Origin of the sequence: Bathymodiolus azoricus thioautotrophic gill symbiont, from assembly GCF_001298715.1 — a bacterium.
In the GTDB taxonomy this organism is placed as follows: domain Bacteria; phylum Pseudomonadota; class Gammaproteobacteria; order PS1; family Pseudothioglobaceae; genus Thiodubiliella.
Map to the genome: position 1 here is coordinate 1 of NZ_CDSC02000417.1, position 853 is coordinate 853.

Here is an 853-nt window from a genome sequence, read left to right on the forward strand (position 1 = left end):
GGATTTACCTTGGAATACCAAGAGACGATTTGATAGTCGTTATGGAAATAAATCCATTAGCGTTCTTATTCCTCAAGATATAAATGATGAGCCAGGTTGGGGAGGGCGTGCCATTAAACGCGGTCAACAGTATAAGTTGGGATTGGATGTGGTTTATGTTTCTGGCAGTAAGTTAGTGCTAAATAATTATCATCTTTTAGAATATGATAGAGATATCTACAAAAATCTAGATTATGTATCAGGCACCATGACTTGTGGTAGTTTTGGTAAAAGTAGAGACATTAAAGTAGAAATTGATAAGCCTGCATTGCGCAAAGATGGTTCTATTAAGTATCATTATGGCAGTCTTGCACACTCAATCACTGTTCCTAATTCTTTTATGGAGCGTATAGAGACTTACGATAAAGCCCAATACGAACCCAACAGTCTATTTAAAGCATTAAGGGATCGTCTTAGCACTACCACAAAATCAAAATAAATAACAATAACAATAGCAATAGCAAAGAGAATACTATGCCAACACAAGATAACAATAGCTCAATTACTTACTTTGAATCAGCCTTATTGGCTGAGGATGTTTACAAGAAAAATGCGAAAGATAGAGGGGTCAATGGCTGGAGAATAGACGACCAAATAAAAAGTAATTTCGACTCAGGCCTGCAAATCCAAAACTATCAAAACGCTACCCATCCCAACCACACCGTGATTGCCATCGCTGGCACCAATGGACTGAATGACTGGGATGATAATCTCTCTTTTATTACAGGCGGATTATCCGAGCAGTTTCAACAAGCATTGACCTATGTGGCAAAAACCATTGATGCCGCAGCTCAGGACTCAGATGGCTTTAGCC

At 38.7% G+C, this 853-nt stretch carries 2 protein-coding genes; both read left to right on the top strand.

All coding sequences use genetic code 11. From position 1 onward, the window contains the following. On the top strand, nucleotides 1-478 hold a 478-nt coding region (locus BAZSYMA_RS10075; RefSeq protein ID WP_195910161.1), incomplete at its 5' end, for a hypothetical protein. A gap of 35 nt (nucleotides 479-513) precedes the next feature. Continuing rightward, nucleotides 514-853 (top strand): Tle-like phospholipase domain-containing protein (locus BAZSYMA_RS08040; RefSeq protein ID WP_143243165.1); only part of this gene is annotated, 340 nt, incomplete at its 3' end.